This window comes from Phaeobacter sp. SYSU ZJ3003, from assembly GCF_041300735.1.
Lineage (GTDB): Bacteria > Pseudomonadota > Alphaproteobacteria > Rhodobacterales > Rhodobacteraceae > Phycobacter > Phycobacter gallaeciensis_A.
The window spans coordinates 215,117-230,731 of record NZ_PXNU01000001.1; the positions used below are offsets into that span (position 1 = coordinate 215,117).

Sequence of the window (15,615 nt, forward strand, 5' to 3'; positions counted from 1 at the left end):
CTTCCCGCCCCCGCCCTGATCATCTATGTCGTGATCACGGGTCAGAAATTCTGTCCGTTGTGGTCCGTTTCGTGCCATATTTCCCGGATAGGTTACACCAACCGCTGGCGCCCGCGCCGCCCCTTCTTTGCACAGACGAGCCATACCGTGACAGCCGACCGCACCGCGATCCGATCCATCCCGGCCCATGCCGCCGCCGCCTTTTTGGTGGAGACCGGCGCCAATATGGGCGATCCGCTGGGCGTGCTGGAGGATCTGGTGCTGGACGATGTCTATATGCTCGCCCCCAGCGCCACAGCCCCCCAACGCCTGTCGGTGGCCAGCGGCAGCGATGGCAGCTTCACCATCGCCGAGGACAGCGAGCTGGGCCAGCCCGGCGCTGCGCTGCATCTTGACTGCGCGCTCACCCTGATGGCCGAGGCCGGTCCCAACGTGGATGCGCTGGTGATGGTGGAGGTCGATGCCGAAGGGCTGATCGCCGCGGTCTACCTGGTGCCGATGGCGCCGCTAGTGCCGCAGACCGGATATACCCTGCTGAAGGCCGAGCGCGCCCCCGCCCGCGCGCGGCTGGCGCAGATGGCCTCGATCGCCTTTACCCGGGGCACTCATATTACCCTCGCCACCGGCGCCCAGAAGCCCATCGAGGATCTGCGCCCCGGTGACCGCATCCTGACCCGCGATGATGGCGTGCAGGAATTGCGCTGGATCGGCCAGACCACCAGTCGCGCCACCGGCGCCATGGCCCCGATCCTGATCCGCAAGGGCACGCTCAACAATGCCCGCGACCTGCTGGTCAGCCCCGATCACCGGCTGATGGTCTACCAGCGCCACGATGCGCTGGGGGCCGGAACGCCGGAATTGCTGGTCGCCGCCCGCCATCTGGTGAACGGAGACAGCGTGGTGGTGCAGGACGGCGGGTTCGTGGATTATTTCCAGCTGCTGTTCGACCGCCATCACATTGTCTATGCCGAGGGCATCGCCGCCGAAAGCCTGTTCCTGGACCCGGTGACCGAACCCGCCCTTCCCCCAGGCCTGCTGCAGCGGATCGCAGACGGGTCCATCCCCCCCCAGCGCCGCGACAGCCACGGGCTGGACGTGCCAAGCCCGCTCTTGGACCGCCCGGATCTGGTGGAGCTGTTGAAGCGGGCGTCGCTGCGGTAGGCCTTTTTGATGTTACGCGTTATTTGATGACGACCTTGCATTATCCTCGGGGTCAGACGTGAAGCGGGTCCCAAGTCCGAATGCAGAATTCGGGCCCGCCGACACCAATGCGGACATACGAGATCATCCGCAGCGCAACCAGACAGGTGGGTGCAATGGCGTTTCCGTACCTTTGCCATGATCCGGATCAAGGCGTGCAGCTGTAGGTCAGTTCAGAATGCTTTGCGCGCGGAACTGAAAGGGGAAAGGTCATGGAAGCAAAAAGCCTCATCCGACTATTCAGCGTGGTCGCAGCCCTGAGTTTAACCGGGTGCTTGGATACGGCCCAGGTCGGTATTCCGAGTGATGCGCAAGCGCAGTATTCAAAAATCGGCCTAGTCACTCAAATCAGTGATAATGTTGTGTCGACTTACTGGGACGCTGCATTCGCCGAGCCACAGCCGATTGACGGCCAATTGGGATGGAACGCCGCATCGACGGCGGGCGGTTTTGTAAAGGAACAACTCACCCCGACAGGCGCAGTCGTTGCAAACGTTCCGTCGCACACTGGCACAGCGGCGCAGAAGACCGACGCCGTCATCGTACTTCAGCAAACGCCCCTAGATATTCTGGGCCAGAACTACAATCCCGGACGCGACTTCTTTGCCCTCGGCGGCGGGCTATTTGCAATCGGCGCCATCGCAAGTGCTGAAAAAGCCAAAGGTGAAAAATACCAACCGCGTTTTGTCCTGTGGGTTCGCAACCCTGCAGTAAATAAAGCGCTTATCGGGGAGAATGCCTGCACAGTCGGCCTCACCGCATCTCTGGTCGATCCCGCGACTAGCAGTCAAGTTGTTGAAGGCAAACAGGTAAGCGGTCGATCTGTCATTCCAGGTAACTTGCAAGCCAAAGATTGGGCCAATTTTTCGACCAGCGAGAAGCAACTTGTACGTTCGCATTGTTCATTGGCGCTGCGCAGCGCTGTCTCGCAAGCACTTGTGGGGTTGAAGGTCGTGCGCTGAAAGAGGGTGACGCCGGGCTGAAACCCACCCGAGACGCAGCGCACGCAAGTTGGACATTTTGACAAAGGGTTGCCGGGGCATGCAATCGACCCGGTGTATACCCCGTGCACGTAGGGGCCCGCCTGTTTTTCTTGCCTCGACCCGCAATCCTGATATACGCGCGCTCATGCTGGATTCCGTCACAAACCGCCCCGAACTGCCGCCCGAAATCGCGCGGCGCCGCACCTTTGCGATCATCTCGCACCCGGATGCGGGCAAGACCACTCTGACCGAGAAATTCCTGCTCTATGGCGGCGCGATCCAGATGGCCGGTCAGGTGCGCGCCAAGGGCGAAGCGCGGCGCACGCGCTCGGACTTCATGCAGATGGAAAAGGACCGGGGCATCTCGGTTTCGGCCTCGGCCATGTCGTTCGATTTCGACGGCTTCCGCTTCAACCTGGTGGACACGCCCGGCCACTCGGACTTTTCCGAGGACACCTATCGGACGCTGACGGCGGTGGATGCGGCAGTGATGGTGATTGACGGCGCCAAAGGTGTCGAGAGCCAGACGCAGAAACTGTTCGAAGTCTGCCGCCTGCGCGATCTGCCGATCCTGACCTTCTGTAACAAGATGGACCGGGAAAGCCGCGACACGTTTGAGATCATTGACGAAATCCAGGAGATGCTGGCGATTGACGTGACCCCCGCCAGCTGGCCCATCGGAGTCGGGCGCGATTTCATCGGCTGCTATGACCTGTTGCGTGACCGGCTGGAGCTGATGGACCGCGCCGACCGCAACAAGGTTGCCGAGAGCATCTCGATCGAAGGGCTGGACGATCCGAAACTGGCAGAACACGTGCCTGCGCATCTGCTAGAGAAGTTCCTGGAAGAGGTGGAGATGGCCAAGGAGCTGTTGCCGACCCTTGACCCGCAATCGGTGCTGGAGGGGCATATGACCCCGATCTGGTTCGGCTCTGCGATCAACTCTTTCGGGGTGAAGGAGTTGATGGATGGGATCGGCCGATACGGCCCCGAGCCGCAACCGCAAAAGGCCAGCCCGCGCCAGGTCTGTCCGGAGGAAAAGAAGGTCGTCGGCTTCGTCTTCAAGGTACAGGCCAATATGGACCCCAAGCACCGCGACCGCGTCGCCTTCGTGCGCATGGCCTCGGGCCATTTCAAACGTGGCATGAAGCTGACCCACGTGCGCACCAAGAAGCCCATGGCGATCTCGAACCCGGTGCTGTTCCTGGCTTCGGACCGGGAACTGGCGGAAGAGGCATGGGCGGGTGACATCATCGGTATTCCGAACCACGGCCAGCTGCGCATTGGCGATACGCTGACCGAAGGCGAGGCCCTACGGGCGACCGGTATCCCCTCCTTTGCGCCGGAACTGCTGCAGACCGTGCGGGCGGGCGATCCGATGAAAGCGAAGCACCTGGAAAAGGCGCTGATGCAATTCGCAGAGGAAGGCGCCGCCAAGGTCTTCAAACCCTCCTTCGGCTCCGGCTTCATTGTCGGCGTTGTGGGTGCTTTGCAGTTCGAAGTGCTCGCCAGCCGGATCGAGATGGAATACGGCCTGCCGGTGCGTTTTGAGCCCTCTCAGTTCACCTCGGCCCGCTGGGTCTCCGGGGAAAAACCGGCGGTGGAGAAATTCATCAACGCCAACAAGCAGCACATCGCAACAGACCATGACGGCGACACCGTCTACCTGACGCGGCTGCAATGGGACATCGACCGAGTGGAACGGGATTATCCGGACTTGAAACTGACCGCGACCAAGGAAATGATGGTCTAACACCATCAATGCCCGGGCGGTTCAACATGGCCCGGGCGCGTTTCCAGACCGGCGGTGATCTGGAGGCGGCCGCCGACTGCGCCGTCCTGCTGAACCGCCGTTCTAAGAGGCTGCCCTGACACATTCGCCGACACAGACATGGGGTATCGTCAGCACCATCAAGGCCGAGGCCAAGGAGGTATTGAACTTTGCCGCCTATCATCTCGACGCAGGCGCGCATCGGCTTTTCCTCTATCTTGATGCCCCCTGCCCCGAGGCACGCGATCTCTTGGCGCAGCACACGAAGATCCGGGTTTTCGACTGCGATGATGCCTCCTGGGCGCAGCGGCGCAAGGGCGGCAAACCTGACAAGCACCAGGTCCGGCAAACCCTGAATGCCACCCGCGCCTACAGACGTCAGAGCAAGGGGCTGGATTGGCTGATCCATATGGATGTGGATGAATTCCTCTGGTCCAAAGAGCCCTTGTCACAGGTGCTGGCGCGCCAGCCCGAAACGGCTCTCTGCGCGCGCGCGTACCCGATTGAAAGCCTGGCCGGAGGCGACGGCTCTGCCTTCAAGACGCAAATCCCCCGTGGTAGCGACAGAGGTGCCCGGGCCGGGCAGCTTTATCCCACCTATGGCGAGCATCTGCTCAGCGGCTTTCTCAGCCATACCCAAGGCAAACTTTTCGTCCGTCCTGGCATGGAAGAGGGCAAGCTGCGCATCCACAATTTCTTCGTGGACGGGGAGGAAAATCCCAGCCAGGTGGTCCTGCCGGACGTCGACCTGTGCCATCTTCACGCCCGCGATTGGGACAGCTGGCTGTCGCATTACAGCTACCGGCTGAAGCAGGGCTCCTACCGATCCGAGCTGAAACCGGCCCGGCCCCGCGACAAGGGCGGTATCAATCTGCACGAACTCCTCTCGGCCATCGAGGCGGAAAAGGGTACCGACGGTCTGCGCGGTTTTTTTGAGGAGACCTGCGCCGACAGCGCGGAACTGCGAGCGCGGCTTGAGCAGGAAGGCTGCCTGCGAATCCGTGAACTGCGCCTCGCGGAGAAACGCGCCAAACATTTTCCCAAATTCGCCTAAAGGGCGATAAACTCTGCAAATATGCACCGAAAGAGCGCGAAAAACCGCGTTTTCTCCTGCAAAATCAGGCTTCAATTGACGGTGCACCCGTATTTTGCTAAGTCCGCCCCGAAGCCGGAAGCTGCCAAACCGCATGACCTTGCGAAACCGGCTGACTCACACACGCGCGGGCCTGGTCAGTGTCCGCAAAAACGGACGCATATGACAAAATTCACCGATCTGAACTTGAACCCCAAGGTCCTCAAGGCAATTGAGGAAGCCGGGTATGAATCCCCCACCCCGATCCAAGCCGGAGCGATTCCGCCCGCGCTGGAGGGACGCGACGTTCTGGGGATCGCCCAGACCGGCACCGGGAAGACCGCTTCTTTCACCCTGCCTATGATCACGATGCTCGCCCGCGGTCGCGCGCGTGCGCGGATGCCGCGCAGCCTGGTGCTCTGCCCCACGCGCGAGCTGGCAGCACAAGTTGCTGAAAACTTCGACACCTACACCAAGCACCTGAAACTGACCAAGGCCCTGCTAATTGGCGGCGTCAGCTTCAAGGAACAGGACCAACTGATCGACAAGGGCGTCGACGTTCTCATCGCAACGCCCGGTCGTCTGCTTGACCATTTCGAACGCGGCAAGCTGATCCTTTCTGATGTGAAGGTCATGGTGGTGGACGAAGCCGACCGGATGCTCGATATGGGCTTTATCCCCGATATCGAACGCATCTTTGGCCTGACGCCCTTTACCCGCCAGACCCTGTTCTTCTCGGCCACCATGGCGCCAGAAATCGAGCGGATTACCAACACCTTCCTGTCGAACCCCGAACGGATCGAAATCGCCCGTCAGGCGACGACTTCGGAAACAATCGAACAGGCCGTTGTGGAATTCAAAGCCTCCCGTAAGGATCGCGAAGGCAGCGAAAAGCGCAAAGTACTGCGCGCGCTGATCGATCAGGAAGGCGAAAAGCTGACCAATGCGATCATCTTCTGCAACCGCAAAATGGACGTGGATGTGGTGGCAAAGTCGCTGAAGAAATACGGCTATGACGCCGCGCCCATTCACGGCGATCTGGACCAAAGCCAGCGGACCAAGACCCTTGATGGGTTCCGCGAAGGCCAGTTGCGCATACTGGTGGCTTCGGACGTGGCTGCCCGCGGTCTCGACGTGCCCAGCGTCAGCCATGTGTTCAACTACGACGTTCCCGGCCACGCCGAGGACTACGTGCACCGGATTGGCCGCACCGGCCGCGCCGGCCGTGAGGGCAAGGCGATTACCATCTGTACCCCGCGCGATGAAAAGGCGCTGGATGCAGTCGAAAGCCTGGTTCAAAAGACTATCGCCCGCTTGGAAAACCCTGTTAAAAAGGCACCCAGCCGCAAGTCCACCGAAGATGCCGTGGACGCAGGCAAGGATGATACCGCCGCAAGCAAGCCCAAGCCGACCCGCAGCCGCCGTGGCAAATCGGCGGACAAGGGTCAGGACGCGCCCAAGGATGCAAAGGCAGATCAGGCAGCAGACGCGGATACGGACACAGCAACCGCGCCAAAATCCCAGTCCCGCTCTGGCGACAAATCGGCCAATGCTGAAAAGCCAGCGAAACAATCGCGTGGTGGCCGTGGAGGCAAGCAGGACCGCCGCGACGACCGCAAGGTTGTAGGCATGGGCGATCACATGCCCAGCTTTATTGCACTGTCCTTTGACGAACGCCGCGCTAGCTGACGCATCAGCACTTTGACAGTTTTGACGGCTGCATCCTGAATGGGATGCAGCCGTTTTTCGTTCTCCCCTACGGCGCCTGCCAACCGATTATTCGCGGTTTGGTGACTTGCTTTGCACCTGCAGCATGGCGGCATTGATCATTTGACCGGATGTCAAACCCGCCGCAGGGGACTATGTCACCCGCAAGCAAGACAGACACATCTCATAGGTTGAAAAGTTAAATGACCCAGTTCGACAACACCCCGCTCACCGCACAGGACATCCAGGCCATCGAGCAGCGCGCCCATGCAATGCGCAGCGCGGCAATGGGCAACATGCTGCGCGCCCTGGTGGCACGCATCGGCGGCGCCGTCCACAAGATCACCGCACTGGTGCACCGCCCGCGCCACGCCTGATCGCACTTTCGAATACCACCACTCACAAAAACGCCCTGACTTATCCAGTCAGGGCGTTTTCGTTTTCTGTCTTTGACAAGTAGGGATCAGCGCATACGGCTGATCACCACCGTTACTTCAGGCTTCTTGCCGATCTCGTTGTTCGCGGTTTGACGCGCCACGCGGCGCAACTCGCCTTCCAGCTTGTCATCGTCGCGCAGGGTCTTGGCACCGGCGCGCATCAGGAACTGGTTCAGGTCCTCTTCGATCACCTCAGCCAGCGCCGCATCGGATGTTCCGGTCTCCGCTAGGCCTTTGATATCGCACCAGGGCTCTCCCAGTGGTTCGTCTTCTTCATCAAGGATCACCGTGATCACCACGTGGCCGTTCAGCGCCATGCGGATCCGGTCACGCACGATGCCATCCAGCGCGCCGATCTTGACCGATCCATCCAGATAGGTCCGGCCGGTGTCCACATAGTCGACGATCTTCGGCCCCTGATCACCGGAAAGATCCAGCATGGTGCCGTTCACCGCCACAACGCTGGCATAGCCTTTTTCCTCGGCGATGCGCGCATGCTGGCGCAGGTGGCGGTGTTCGCCGTGCATCGGCACCAGGATCTTCGGTTTGACCAGCGCGTGCAGCTGTTCAAGGTCGGGACGGTTGGCATGGCCCGACACGTGGTACAGGCCAGAGCTGTCATCTACGACGTCGACGCCGCGCTCCGAGAACTGGTTCATGATGCGGATCACGCCCTTCTCGTTGCCCGGAATGGTTTTCGAGGAGAACAGGAACAGATCACCGGCCTTCAGCTCAAGCCCGCGATACTTACCGCGTGCCATCTGCGCGGTTGCCGCCCGGCGTTCGCCTTGGCTACCGGTAGTGATCAGCATCACGTTGTCACGCGGCAGTTCCTGCGCGTCCTCAGGCTGGATCACCTTGGGGAAATCCTTCAGCACACCGGTTTCCACGGCGGCCTCAACCATCCGCAGCATGGCACGGCCCAAGAGGACGATGGACCGCCCTGCCCGCTCGCCCGCTTCGGCAAGGGTTTTCACTCGCGCAACGTTGGAGGCAAAGGTGGTGGCAGCAACCATGCCGGTTGCGCTCTCGATCAGTTTGGTGATCTCCGGCGCCAGTTCGGATTCAGAGCGCCCCGGATGAGCCGAGAAGACGTTGGTGGAATCGCAGACCATCGCCTGCACGCCGTCCTTGGCGATTTCGGTCCACATCTGCGGATCGAAGGCCTCACCGACCAGCGGGTTCGGGTCCAGCTTGAAGTCGCCGGTGTGCACGATCCGTCCAGCCGGGCTGTCGATCACCAATGCCCCGCTTTCGGGAATGGAGTGGGACATCGGCGCGACACCAACGGTAAAGGGGCCGAGCTTGGTCACTTCGGGCCATGCCGATACGGTCTGCACCACCTTGGGATCATGGCCGCGCTCTTCCATCTTGCGGCGGGCAAGATTGGCAGTAAAGGCGCGCGCATAAACCGGCACCCGCAGATCCCCATAGAGATGCGAGACCGCCCCGATGTGGTCCTCGTGACCATGGGTGATGAAGATCGCCTCAAGCTGGTCAACGCGTTCCTTCAGCCAGGTGATGTCGGGCATGATCAGGTCCACGCCCGGGCTGGTCTCCATATCCGGAAACGCAACGCCCAGATCCACCAGGATCAGCCGTTCCTTGCCCGGTTTACCATAGCCATAGACATAGGCGTTCATGCCAATTTCACCTGCCCCGCCAAGGGGCAGATAGATCAATCGTTCAGTGCTCATTCGGAGTACCGTTATCCTTATTGTATTTATGGATGACCTGTAGGCCGTGCATCGTGAGGTCGTCCTCGAATGCGTCAAACAGATCCGCCGTTTGCTGGAACAAAGGCGCCAGCCCGCCTGTTGATATGATTTTCATAGGCACACCGCGCTCTTCCTTGATGCGGGTGCATATCTCTCGCACCAGCCCCACGTAGCCCCAGAACACGCCAGATTGCATGCAGGCCACGGTATTGGTGCCGATGACTTTTTGCGGTTTAGAGATGTCCACATGTGGCAGCGCAGCGGCCGCCTGATGCAGAGCCTCAAGACTAAGGTTCACGCCGGGGGCGATCACGCCGCCGACATAGGCACCATCTTCGGCCACCACGTCAAAGGTGGTCGCGGTGCCGAAATCCACCATCACCAGATTGCCACCGTAGTGATCGAAGCCGGCCACCGTATTGACCAGACGGTCCGGCCCCACGGCGGTGCCTTCATCCACGCGTACCTCGACCGGCAGCAGGCAATCGGGCTTGCCAACCACAAGGGGCCGGGTGTTGAAATAGCGGTCCGCCAGAACACGGAGGTTGAACACCACCCGCGGCACAGTAGAGGAGATGATCATGTCGGTGATATCCGCCTCGATCCCCTGCAGTCGCATAAGCGTGTTGAGCCAGACGTAATACTGATCTGCGGTGCGTTTCCAATCGGTGGCGGTGCGCCACATGCCGATGAACTGCTCTCCGTCATAGATCGAGAAGACGGTATTGGTATTGCCACAATCGACGGCCAGAAGCATGGGCTTGTCCTTCCTAGAAATAGACATCCGCGGCCGGGATCGAAATGCGGCCTTTGGCGGTGTTTAGGACAAGGTTGCCACTGGCGTCCACCGTTTCGAACGTGCCTTCGGTTTCCGACGTTGCGGTGCGTGCCGTGATGACCTCACCCAGCTTGGCGGCGCGGGCCAGCCAGGCGGTCCGGATCGGTTCAAACCCGTAGGTTACGAATTGCTCCTCGTATCGGGCAAAGGCCGCAGCCAGCGCCTCAAGGAAATCCTCTGGCGCGACCTGAATACCGGTCTCCGACAGGAGCGAAACCGGCCACACGGCGCCGGGTTCCAGCCATTCCTTCATCGGGGTTTCCATCAGGTTCACCCCGATACCGATGGACAGGTGGCTAACACCTGTGCCTTGTCCAACGCTTTCCAACAGGATACCGGCCAGCTTGCCGCCGTTCAGGAGCACATCATTGGGCCATTTCAGCGCCAGTCCTTCGCTGCGCCCCGTCAGGGACTCGCAGGCGTCATAGACCGCCAGAGAGGCTACGAAGCTGCGCAACGCCACCTGCGACGCCGGACCTTCGGGACGGATCACCAGCGTGGCTGCGAAATTGCCCTTGGGATCTTTCCAGTCGCGGCCACGGCGGGCGCGACCCTTGGTCTGGCGCAGGGCCAGGATCCACTCGGGGCCCTGAAGCTCACCGACGATCCGCGCTGCCTCGTCCAGGGTGCTGTCCACCTCGGGCAGAACCCGTTTCCCATATCCCGTCGGCCAGGTCATCAAACGCCTCCACCTTTACGCACAAAAGGCCCGGTCATGTGACCGGGCCTTCCGAGACTGTCTGAACGACAGATCAATTTACAAGCGTTGCGGCGGCAGCAGCCGCTGCCCCGTCGATACCGAACTGGTAGACCACCCCGATCAGCATCAGTGCAGCCGATCCCATCAGCGCCAGCGTCAGCACCGGAGATCCTTTGATCTCGACCTCACCTTCGCCGGAGCCGAAGTACATGTAGAACACGATACGCAGGTAGTAGAAGGCACCGATGACCGACGCGACAGCCGAGGCCACAACCAGCCCCATCAGGCCCGCATCAACACCCGCCTGCCACACGCCCAGCTTGGCAAAGAAGCCCAGCATCGGCGGAACACCGGCCAGCGAGAACATCAGGATCAGCACCGCCAGCGCCTTGCCCGGCTCGCGCGATGCGAACTGGTTCAGAGCGTTGATATCGGTGACCGGCGTGCCGTCTTTTTCCAACATCAGGATGAAGGAGAAGGTGCCGATGTTCATGGTGACGTAGATGGCCAGGTAAACCAGCATCGCGGTCACGCCCTGTTCGGTGCCCGCTGCGAGACCGATCATCGCATACCCCATGTGTGCAACCGAGGAGAAGGCCATCAGGCGTTTGATGTTGGTCTGTCCAATGGCGGCAATGGCGCCGAGGAACATCGACAGAACCGACAAAACCACGATGACCTGCTGCCAGTCGGTAACCGCACCGCCGAATGCATCATGCAGAACACGGGCGAACAGACCCATCGCAGCAACCTTGGGCGCGGTGGCGAAGAAGGCGGTAACCGGCGTCGGCGAACCTTCGTAAACGTCCGGGGTCCACATGTGGAACGGAACAGCCGAGACCTTGAACGCCATGCCCGAGATCAGGAAGACGAGGCCGAACAGCATGCCCAGCGACATGTGGTTATGCTCTGCCACCTGAATGATACCGGCGAATTTCGTGGTACCGGCAAAACCGTAGACCAGCGAGGCGCCATAGAGCAGCAGACCGGAAGACAGTGCGCCCAGCACGAAGTACTTGAGGCCCGCTTCGGTCGATTTCACGCTGTCGCGGCGCAGGGCGGCAACCACGTAAAGCGCCAGAGATTGCAGCTCCAGCCCCATGTAAAGCGCCATCAGGTCGCCTGCCGACACCATGACCATCATCCCCACGGTGCTGAGCGCAACCAGGATCGGATACTCAAAGGGCAGCATGCCGCGGCGCGACATGTACTCTTGTCCCATCACCAGCACCGCTGCGGCACCGATCAGAACCAGAACCTTGGCAAAGCGGGCAAAGCCATCATCGACGAACATACCGCCGAAGGCCTCGTGCGTGCCATTGCCGCCGGTTGCGATCCAGACCGCCAGGGCGACCATCAGGGCTGCGGTGGACCAGACCAGCGTCGCGGCCAGCTTGTCCTTGCCCGTGTAAACCGCCGCCAGCAGTGCCAGCATTGCGTAAACAGCCAGAATAATCTCTGGCAGGACGACGGAGAGATCAGCTTGGATCATCTGCCTTGGCTCCCTTAGTGCGAAGCAATCTGGGTCGCCGACGAGGTGTCAGCGGCGGCCAGAGAATGGTTGAAATTCGAGATCAGAGCCTCGGTCGACGGGCCGATGATATCGGTGACAAGCGACGGGTAGACGCCCAGCAGGATCGTCATCACCACCAGCGGCGCAAAGATGAACCGCTCGCGGGCATCCATGTCCTTGATGGTCTTGAGGCTCTCCTTGATCAGATCGCCAAAGACCACCCGGCGATAGAGCCACAGTGCATAGCCAGCCGAGAAGATCACGCCGGTGGCAGCAACAGCTGCAACCCAGGTGTTCTTCTGGAAGGTGCCCATCAGGGTCAGGAATTCACCAATGAAGCCCGAAGTGCCCGGCAGGCCGACGTTGCCCATGGTGAAGAACATGAACACCAGCGCATAGGCAGGCATCCGGATCACAAGGCCGCCGTAGGCGTCGATGTCACGGGTATGCATGCGGTCGTAGATCACGCCAACGCAAAGGAACAGCGCAGCCGAGATGAAACCGTGGCTCAGCATCTGGAAGATCGCACCGTCTACGCCCTGTTGGTTGGCCGCAAAGATACCCATGGTCACAAAACCCATGTGCGCAACCGACGAGTAGGCGATCAGCTTCTTCATATCCTCCTGCACCATCGCCACCAGCGAGGTGTAGACAACCGCGATGGCGGACATCCAGAGCACCAGATCAGTCATCACGTCCGATCCGACCGGGAACATCGGCAGGGAGAAGCGCAGGAAGCCGTAGCCCCCCATCTTCAGCATGATCGCTGCCAGCACGACCGAGCCTGCGGTCGGCGCCTGAACGTGCGCATCGGGGAGCCATGTATGCACCGGCCACATCGGCATCTTCACCGCGAAGGAGGCGAAGAAGGCCAGGAACATCAGCGTCTGCATGCCGCCCACCACATGGATACCCAGCACGTCAAAGCTCGCGGCCGAGAAGCTGTGGGTCAGCAGGGTCTCGATGTCGGTGGTGCCCGCGTCAGCGTACATCGCCACCATGGCCACCAGCATCAGGACCGAACCGAAGAAGGTGTAGAGGAAGAACTTGAAGGAGGCGTAGATCCGCTCCTTGCCGCCCCAGATCCCGATGATCAGGAACATCGGGATCAGGCCCGCTTCGAAGAACAGGTAGAACAGCACCAGATCCAGCGCCATGAAGACGCCCAGCATCAGGGTTTCAAGCAGCAGGAAGGCCACCATGTATTCCTTGACGCGGACCGTGACATTCCAGCTGGCCAGAATGGTCAGCGGCATCACGAATGTGGTCAGCAGCACGAAGAGCACCGAGATACCATCGACACCCATCTTGTACTTCAGGCCAAAGATCCAGTCGGCCTCTTCCACGAACTGGAAGCCCGTGTTGGCGGCATCAAAGTTCACATAAATATAGAGCGACGCCAGGAAGGTGATCGTTGTCGCCAGAAGCGCGATCCATTTGGCGTTCCGCTGACCCGCTTCATCCTCTCCCCGGAGCAACAGGGCCATCAGGCCCGCCGCAAATGCCGGGATAAAGGTGATAATAGAAAGGATGTTGTCCATCAGTGCGCTCCTCCGCCGATCGACATCCAGGTGACAAGGGCGGCAATGCCCAGCACCATCCAAAAGGCATAGGTAAAGATGAAGCCGGACTGGGCCCGGCCAGCGAGACGGGTGAAGAAGGGCACGATGCCCAAGGCCACACCGTTCAGGAAACCGTCAACCGTCTTGCCGTCGCCCTTCTTCCAGAAGAAGCGGCCGATCGCCAGGGCGGGTTTGACAAAGATCGCATCGTACAGCTCGTCAAAGTACCACTTGTTCAGGAGGAACAGGTACAGCGGACGCTGCTGCTCGGCCAGACGTGCGGGCAGCGAGGGGTTCCAGATGTAGAACCACAGCGCCAGGATCAGACCGCCCAGCATCGCAAAGAAGGGCGCGGTCTTGACTTGCCATGGAGCCGCGTGGGCATCGTCCAGAACATGGTTATCCGGCGCGATGTACAGAGCACCCTCACCCGGCTCACCAGCAAAGACGTAGTGATGTCCACCAGCGGCTTCACCATGACCTTCATCCGCAGCGCCGTGTCCGTCGGTGGCGGTTTCGCCGTGGCCATCGGTTGCTTCACCGTGACCTTCAGCAGCTTCGCCATGCGCGCCAGCTTCAGCAACCGGGATCCCGTAGAACTTGCCCACCTGATCGGCGTGACCAAAGAAGCTGTTGTACCAGACCATGCCTGAGAAGACCGCACCCAGCGCCAGAACACCCAGCGGGATCAGCATGACCATCGGGCTTTCATGCGCGTGATCATGGGTGTGCTTGTCGCCGCGGGGCTTGCCATAGAAGGTCAGGAAGATCAGGCGCCAGCTGTAAAAGGAGGTCATCGCAGCTGCGATTACCAGCAGCCAGAAGCCATACATGGACCCACCTGCATAGGCGCTTTCGATGATCGCATCCTTGGATAGGAAGCCAGCGAAACCAAAATGCGTGAGCGGAATACCAACACCGGTGATGGCCAGCGTGCCGATCATCATCGCAGCAAAGGTATAGGGGATCTTTTTGCGCAGACCACCGTAGTTCGTCATGTCTTGTTCATGGTGCATTGCGTGGATCACGGAGCCCGCGCCAAGGAACAGCATCGCCTTGAAGAAGGCGTGGGTGAACAGGTGGAACATCGCTGCCGAATACATGCCCACGCCTGCGGCCACGAACATGTAGCCGAGCTGCGAGCAGGTGGAATAGGCGATGACGCGTTTGATATCGGTCTGAACCAGACCCACGGTGGCGGCAAAGAAGGCCGTCGTGGCACCCAGCACGGTGATGAACATGGTCGCCTGCGGCGCCACTTCCATCAGCGGCGACATGCGGCAGACCAGGAAGACACCAGCGGTCACCATGGTCGCGGCGTGGATCAGCGCCGACACAGGCGTCGGGCCTTCCATCGCGTCCGGCAGCCAGGTGTGCAGGATCAGCTGCGCCGATTTACCCATGGCACCGATGAACAGCAGGATCGCGATCAGGTTTGCCGCGTTCCACTCGCCCCAGAGAAAGCTGAGCTGTGTTTCGGCAATCTCGGGCGTCGCCGCGAAGATGTCGTTAAAGCTGATGCTGTCGGTCAGGAAGAACAGACCAAAGATACCCAGCGCAAAGCCGAAGTCACCGACACGGTTGACGATGAAGGCTTTCATCGCAGCCGCATTGGCCGAAGGCTTGCGGTAGTAGAAACCGATCAGAAGGTAAGAGGCAACGCCGACGCCTTCCCAGCCAAAGAACATCTGAACCAGGTTGTCCGAGGTCACCAGCATCAGCATCGCGAAGGTGAAGAAGGACAGGTAGGCAAAGAAGCGCGGCTTGTAGCTTTCACCGTCTTTCCACTGCGGGTCATGGGCCATGTAGCCAAAGGAGTAGAGGTGCACGAGGCTGGAGACCGTGGTCACCACGATCAGCATGATCGCGGTCAACCGGTCCAGCCGGATGCCCCAGGAGGTAGAAAGCGAGCCGCTTTCGATCCAGCGCATGATTTCGATGTGCTGCGTGGTCCCGTCAAAGGACAGGAAGGTGATCCAGGACAGGATCGCCGAGAAGAACAGCAGGCCCGTCGCCGTGATGGTGGCGGCCTTTTCGCCGATGAACTTCCAGCCAAAGCCGCAGATCACCGCCCCGACCAGCGGGGCAAAGAGAAGGATGGTTTCCATGACGCT

At 60.5% G+C, this 15,615-nt stretch carries 12 protein-coding genes; 6 read left to right on the forward strand and 6 right to left on the reverse strand.

Translation table 11 applies throughout. The annotated features are described in order from the left end of the window. Positions 1-147 precede the first annotated feature (147 nt). From C6W91_RS01035 to C6W91_RS01060, 6 genes are all read left to right on the forward strand, one after another. Positions 148-1,161: a Hint domain-containing protein gene (locus C6W91_RS01035; protein WP_274868060.1), complete on the forward strand. Its 1,014-nt coding sequence runs from the start codon at positions 148-150 to the stop codon at positions 1,159-1,161. A gap of 251 nt (positions 1,162-1,412) precedes the next feature. Then, on the forward strand, positions 1,413-2,162 hold the full coding sequence (locus tag C6W91_RS01040) for a hypothetical protein (RefSeq protein WP_274868061.1): 750 nt from the start codon (positions 1,413-1,415) through the stop codon (positions 2,160-2,162). Between the two features lie 166 nt (positions 2,163-2,328). Continuing rightward, a complete protein-coding gene (locus C6W91_RS01045; protein ID WP_065273138.1) occupies positions 2,329-3,936 on the forward strand; it encodes a peptide chain release factor 3 in 1,608 nt (535 codons plus the stop codon). 157 nt (positions 3,937-4,093) lie between these two features. Next, a complete protein-coding gene (locus C6W91_RS01050; RefSeq protein WP_342456149.1) occupies positions 4,094-5,008 on the forward strand; it encodes a glycosyltransferase family 2 protein in 915 nt (304 codons plus the stop codon). Between the two features lie 201 nt (positions 5,009-5,209). Then, entirely contained in the window at positions 5,210-6,715 is a 1,506-nt protein-coding gene (locus C6W91_RS01055) for a DEAD/DEAH box helicase (protein WP_274868063.1), read from the forward strand. 221 nt (positions 6,716-6,936) lie between these two features. Further along, positions 6,937-7,110 (forward strand): RSP_7527 family protein, encoded by a 174-nt coding sequence (locus C6W91_RS01060; protein ID WP_274828794.1) that lies wholly within the window; start codon positions 6,937-6,939, stop codon positions 7,108-7,110. Positions 7,111-7,196: 86 nt separating this feature from the next. Here C6W91_RS01060 and C6W91_RS01065 read toward each other — a convergent pair whose 3' ends face one another. The 6 genes from C6W91_RS01065 to nuoL all read right to left on the reverse strand — a co-directional run bounded on the left by C6W91_RS01065 (position 7,197) and on the right by nuoL (position 15,609). Further along, entirely contained in the window at positions 7,197-8,867 is a 1,671-nt protein-coding gene (locus tag C6W91_RS01065) for a ribonuclease J (protein WP_065273136.1), read from the reverse strand. Continuing rightward, positions 8,857-9,645, reverse strand: coding sequence for a type III pantothenate kinase (locus tag C6W91_RS01070; protein WP_274828795.1), 789 nt, complete (start codon positions 9,643-9,645; stop codon positions 8,857-8,859). Before C6W91_RS01070 ends, C6W91_RS01065 begins: the two co-directional genes overlap by 11 nt. A 13-nt stretch (positions 9,646-9,658) precedes the next feature. Then, positions 9,659-10,408 (reverse strand): biotin--[acetyl-CoA-carboxylase] ligase, encoded by a 750-nt coding sequence (locus C6W91_RS01075; RefSeq protein ID WP_274836737.1) that lies wholly within the window; start codon positions 10,406-10,408, stop codon positions 9,659-9,661. Positions 10,409-10,478: 70 nt separating this feature from the next. Next, the gene (nuoN, locus tag C6W91_RS01080) at positions 10,479-11,918 is read right to left on the reverse strand and encodes an NADH-quinone oxidoreductase subunit NuoN (RefSeq protein ID WP_065273133.1); all 1,440 of its coding nucleotides are present in this window, start codon (positions 11,916-11,918) and stop codon (positions 10,479-10,481) included. A 14-nt stretch (positions 11,919-11,932) separates the two neighbouring features. Continuing rightward, positions 11,933-13,480 carry an NADH-quinone oxidoreductase subunit M gene (locus C6W91_RS01085; protein WP_274831828.1) on the reverse strand — a complete coding sequence of 516 codons (1,548 nt, stop codon included), beginning with the start codon at positions 13,478-13,480 and terminating at the stop codon, positions 11,933-11,935. Continuing rightward, complete coding sequence (gene nuoL, locus C6W91_RS01090) at positions 13,480-15,609, reverse strand: NADH-quinone oxidoreductase subunit L (protein ID WP_274868066.1); 2,130 nt, start codon at positions 15,607-15,609, stop codon at positions 13,480-13,482. Before nuoL ends, C6W91_RS01085 begins: the two co-directional genes overlap by 1 nt. Between the last annotated feature and the right edge of the window lie 6 nt (positions 15,610-15,615).